The organism is Methylomonas rivi, from assembly GCF_024505165.1.
In the GTDB taxonomy this organism is placed as follows: Bacteria; Pseudomonadota; Gammaproteobacteria; order Methylococcales; family Methylomonadaceae; genus Methylomonas; species Methylomonas rivi.
This window is the reverse complement of sequence record NZ_JANIBK010000207.1, coordinates 1-4,938: the sequence shown is the minus strand read 5'-3', so window position 1 is coordinate 4,938 and position 4,938 is coordinate 1. Positions and strand designations below refer to the sequence as shown.

4 protein-coding genes, 1 tRNA gene and 1 pseudogene are annotated in these 4,938 nt (G+C 49.0%); 3 read left to right on the top strand and 3 right to left on the bottom strand.

Features of this window, described 5'->3' with window-relative positions; all coding sequences use genetic code 11:
- The first annotated feature begins 411 nt into the window (after positions 1-411).
- Together NP596_RS19745 and NP596_RS19740 are read left to right on the top strand one after the other, a co-directional pair.
- On the top strand, positions 412-1,725 hold the full coding sequence (locus tag NP596_RS19745) for a phage replication initiation factor (protein WP_256617111.1): 1,314 nt from the start codon (positions 412-414) through the stop codon (positions 1,723-1,725).
- Between the two features lie 97 nt (positions 1,726-1,822).
- Positions 1,823-2,791 (top strand): phage integrase, encoded by a 969-nt coding sequence (locus tag NP596_RS19740; protein WP_256617110.1) that lies wholly within the window; start codon positions 1,823-1,825, stop codon positions 2,789-2,791.
- Positions 2,792-2,882: 91 nt separating this feature from the next.
- Here NP596_RS19740 and NP596_RS19735 read toward each other — a convergent pair.
- Both NP596_RS19735 and NP596_RS19730 read right to left on the bottom strand, forming a co-directional pair.
- Positions 2,883-2,958, bottom strand: a tRNA-Lys gene (locus NP596_RS19735).
- Between the two features lie 5 nt (positions 2,959-2,963).
- Entirely contained in the window at positions 2,964-3,344 is a 381-nt protein-coding gene (locus NP596_RS19730; RefSeq protein WP_256617109.1) for a hypothetical protein, read from the bottom strand.
- Between the two features lie 69 nt (positions 3,345-3,413).
- Here NP596_RS19730 and NP596_RS19725 point away from each other — a divergent pair.
- A pseudogene (locus tag NP596_RS19725) lies at positions 3,414-3,643 on the top strand (IS66 family transposase zinc-finger binding domain-containing protein); the annotation flags it as partial.
- Positions 3,644-3,958: 315 nt separating this feature from the next.
- On the opposite strand, the gene NP596_RS19720 reads toward NP596_RS19725, so the two are convergent.
- On the bottom strand, positions 3,959-4,938 hold a 980-nt coding region (locus tag NP596_RS19720), incomplete at its 5' end, for an efflux RND transporter permease subunit (protein ID WP_256617108.1).

Here is a 4,938-nt window from a genome sequence, read left to right as displayed (position 1 = left end):
CTGCATCAAAATAAAACAGCCGGTGAGCGATTAAGCAAACTTGTTGCGGCGGCTTGTTAATATCGTGGGAAAACGGCGGGGGTGGCGGTGGGTAAGCTGTGGGCGGCGTTTTGCCGTGGTGGCCGTTGGAGTGGTTTTGCGTTTTGGGGGCTGTTGGGTTTTCGAGGCTTGCGGCTCCGCCGTCCATGGTTTATCCACGGCCACGCTTTCCCCGCTGAATTTTCCACATATTAACAAGCCAAAAATGCAAAAAAAGTGCGCGTAGCGCCTCATGTGGGGGTTTTGCGGCGTCAGCCCAGACAGGCCAGCCAGCCCCACCCGGTGAGTTCGGGCAAAACAACAAAATTCCGTGAACGCTCTTGTATCACGTTACAACCAATATGCCGAAAGGTCTTAATAGGTATCAATAAAATGAAGCTATCACAACGATTTTCTACCGAATCTTTATCTAAAAATGGCGCTGAAGATTCAAAGGGGCGTCTTTTTTTTAACACTGAATCCGGTTTTACTGATTTATCCGAAGTTCAGATTGTCGGCGCTTCGGTCGATACCGTTAGGCAGTTGTTTTATGGCATTCCCGATGAAGGTTTGATCGATAAGCTAGAGATGCATATCAAAAACCGTGAAGATTTGATCTATCTTGGTTCGCCTGGCGGTATACGTTGGCATCTATCAAAAATGGGTAAGGTCGCTCGGTATCGCTATAAGCTTCAAAGCAATGATGAAGGCATTGTCATATTGTTTGGCTCTTACTATGAAAAACTTGATGCGCCTGGCCAGCATCTAAAAATCGAGCTTTCGCCTCATTTCATTTCGCAACGTTCCAAGCTCAAGATATGGCAACGATTACACGGTGACTATGGCCTGTCTCGGTCTTTTTTACATGATCCTATCCCGAAAGGTGTTGCCGTCCATCTGGCGTGCGATTACCAAGGTTTCACCTTCGATTCCGATTGTCTTAGCCGGTTGTCTACCTATTCCCGTACCGTTCGTACATTTGACAATATTTCGGAAATCGACTTGTCCGATTTTTCCGAGGCTGTTGCTACGTATGGCGGTCCTAATACCGAAAAAAACTACTTGATAGGCCGTGCATCGTCTTTTCAGGTCTGTATGTATGACAAAACCAAGGAAATGGTTAAGCGTGACAAGCAGGACTATTACCAACGCGAATGGTTGGCCTATTCATTGGGTGCCTATGATCCGGCTAAAAAGGTTCGTCGTCTTGAGCTTAGATTTCATCATTCTGTAATTCGTGAAGTTGGTCAGGGTATGGATAAATCCCTTGAATCCTGGCTCGATGTTGCAGACCATCTTACGGATATATGGCGTTATGGCATGCGTTTGACTCGTTTTAATCAAGTGAATGGCCGTCGTGATAATGACCGAAAGTTTTCAAAACCTGATGTTATTCACCCGATATGGCAGCTCTTGATGCAAGATATTGAATTCTATGTTCCTGCGGATGGTGTTCGAATTTGCCGCAAAAAAAAAGAGTCCGTGGATCCCGTTGCCAAAAATATCAGTCTTCTCATCGGCAATATGATAACCCTTTGTGCGCGTTCCGGAATGGATACCAAACAAGTCATGGGTCAGCTCAAACGGCTTACGTTCTACCCTCAGATAGTTAGTTATTACATATCCAGGGGGCTTTCTGAATCCGATCTTCGGGAAAATGTGGAAAAGGGTTTAGCGCTTCGGCGGATTATCGGTACGGCTGCTTAATGATGTCACACTATCTTGGTGCCAAGATACCGTGACATTTATTAGATTCGGCAAAATCTATTTTTTTGATCACATGTAAAATCAATAGCTTACGATTATGGCTAAAAAAGACGGGCAAAAGTGGAAAGTCGATATACGTCCAGACGGTATCAAGGGCAAGCGTGTTATTCGTCTTTTCGATACTAAGGCCGAAGCGAATTATTTTGAGCGTTTACTTCTATCAGGTCGAATAGAGCCGAAAGGCGATAATCGACGTTTATCCGAATTGGTTAATCTTTGGTATGACCTTCACGGCCGGGTTCTTAATTCTTCTCTTGATACAAAATCAAGGCTCTTAGCGATTTCTAAGGCATTGAATGATCCGGTCGCTTTTGAATTCTCGGTTTCCGATTTTTCGGTGTATCGGCAAACACGCGTCGATCGAGGCATACAACCAGCCACATTGAACCGTGAATTACAGACTTTGAAGGCGGTTTTTCGAGAACTGAAGCGATTGTCCGTTATCGATTACGAGTCGCCTGTTCAGACGGTCCGAAAGCTTAAACAGACCGGTTCCGAGTTGTCGTATTTAACTGATGAACAAATTACGCTGTTATCCGATGAGGTCAAAAAATCCCGGAATTCTAGTCTTTATTATGTGGTTATGATTTCATTGGCCACCGGTGCCCGTTGGTCCGAAGCTGAATCCTTGATACATACAAATTGCCGGAATGGTGGCTTCTATTTCGTTAATACCAAGAATGGCCAGTCTCGATTTGTGCCGGTCGAGCCTTTTCTGTTTGACCTGGTTTTTCAGTTTTTACAGAATCAGCCTTTTCAATCCTGCCATTCCGCTTTTAGGTCGGCTCTTAAACGTACCGGTATTAAATTACCTTCTGGCCAACTTGCCCACGTTCTCCGGCATACCTTTGCCAGTCATTACGTGATGAAGGGCGGTAATCTGAAAAGCTTGCAACAATTGCTTGGTCATTCCTCTTTAACTGTTACTATGCGTTATGCTCACCTTTCCCCGGATTTTCATGATGAGGTTAGGCAGTTAAACCCGCTTTCCGGTCGGGAATTCTAAAACCGAATGGAAAGAAAGTGGAAAGGTATATCGAGAATATAAAAAAAGGCTTGATGGAATAACCATAAGCCTTTGATTTTAAAACTATTGATGGTGGGTCGTGTGCGATTCGAACGCACGACCATCGCATTAAAAGTGCGGTGCTCTACCGGCTGAGCTAACGACCCGTCAGTTAAAAGACTATTATATACGAATTATTGGTGAAAACAAGCTTTTTAAACAAAGCAAATTGCCTTAAACCAAACTGTAATAGCTCGATCATCCCACATATCAGCGATTGATCGCCGTTAAGCAGGTCTCCAGAGTCTATTCGCGACTGCGGGGTGTTAGAGTTTTGGCTTTTCGTATGGCCGTTTGCATCGCTATCCGCTTTAGTCGCAAGACCGAATGTCTGGACCTGCTGCAGCGGGGTGTGTTCGAGGAAACCTGGAATACCGACATCTCGGCTATTGATGAGGAAGTCGAGCAACTTCTGTATGACCAATCCTGCGACACTGTTGCTCGCCCCAAATGCCCTCGCGCGGGCATAAAAATGTTTCTGTTTTTTCTGCATTCACCACGTCCTTATGGCTTGTCGGCAACCGTTACTCGATCATTTGCCTCGCACTTGTGCTCCGTGGGTATTAAACACCGCCACGAACCCGAATACTGCTCGTGCGGCCAGTGCGGCAAAGAGTTGGTTAAGACTTGTGCGGAGCTTGTCGAAGTAACGGCGGGAACGTCAGCGAGGGACTGGATGCCGAGCCAGCCAGATGCTTTGTCCATAAACACATTCGTCCGCAATACGCTTGCCCTACCTGCGAGACCGTTACGGCAGCGCTCATTCCAGTGGCGGTAATCGATGGAGGCATACCCACAGGGCACAAGTAAAGTACGGGTTTATTCGAGAACAACGGAAGACGTATACCGTGTGACCGCATTGTGTCGTGTGATGGCGGTGAGTACCAGTGCTTACTATGTTTAGCTCTCGAATTCGAGCGAACGTATTTTAAAAACGCTGTCTAAAAATGTATCCTATTTTAGTTGACCATTACAGCTTTGAGCCGTTCACAACATAAAATCCCGGGCTTTGCAGGGGGGATAACTTATTAAAAATTAAGTCCCAAAATGGCAACCACCAGCAGCGCCAAGCCCCGATGATGTAAACGCATGGCTACCCCGTAAAGTCTAAACGCTCGCTTCATCGGCAGCCGGTTTGCCGCCGGCATAACGCCGCCACAACGCGCTGCCAAATTGCTTGCAGTCGTCCAGATAGGTATAGGCCACCGGAATTACCAACAGGCTGAGGAAGGTGGACGTAACCAAACCGCCGATAACCGCCACCGCCATCGGGCTGCGGAACGACGAATCCGCGTCGCCGGTGCCCAGCGCAATCGGCAGCATGCCGGCACCCATGGCGATGGTGGTCATCACGATGGGCCGGGCCCGTTTGTGGCAGGCATCCAGCAAGGCCTCCATGCGGCTCATGCCGTGATCGCGGCGGGCCACGATGGCGTATTCGACCAGCAGGATGGAGTTTTTGGTGGCAATACCCATCAGCATGACCAGACCGATCAACGACGGCATCGAAAAGGCCTTGCCGGTCAGCAGCAGCGCCACGAAGCCGCCGCCGAACGACAGCGGCAGGGCGGCCAGGATGGTGATGGGCTGTAAAAAGTCCTTGAACAACAGCACCAGCACAATAAAGATACACAGCACGCCGGTCAGCATGGCCAGGCCGAAACTGGCGAACAGTTCGCCCATCATTTCCGCGTCGCCGATATTGATACGTTTTACACCGGCCGGCAGATTTTTGATGCTGGGCAAATTTTCCACCGCCGCGGTAACGTCTCCCAGCGGCAGGCTGGCCAGCTCGATTTCGAAGTTAATATTGCGCGAACGGTCGTAACGGTCGATTACCGCCGGGCCGCTGGACAGTTCCAGCTTGGCGACCTGGCCGATCATCACCGCACCGGTGCCGGGCTTGGCGGACGGCACCGCCAGCCGTTCCAGCACGGCCAGATCGCGGCGGCCTTCTGCCGCCAATTTAACCACCATGGGTACTTGGCGCTGGGCCAGATTGAGTTTGGACAGCGACCAATCGTAGTCTCCTATCGTGGCGATGCGTAGGGTTTCCGCCAGCGCGGCGGTGGTGACGCCCAAGTCCG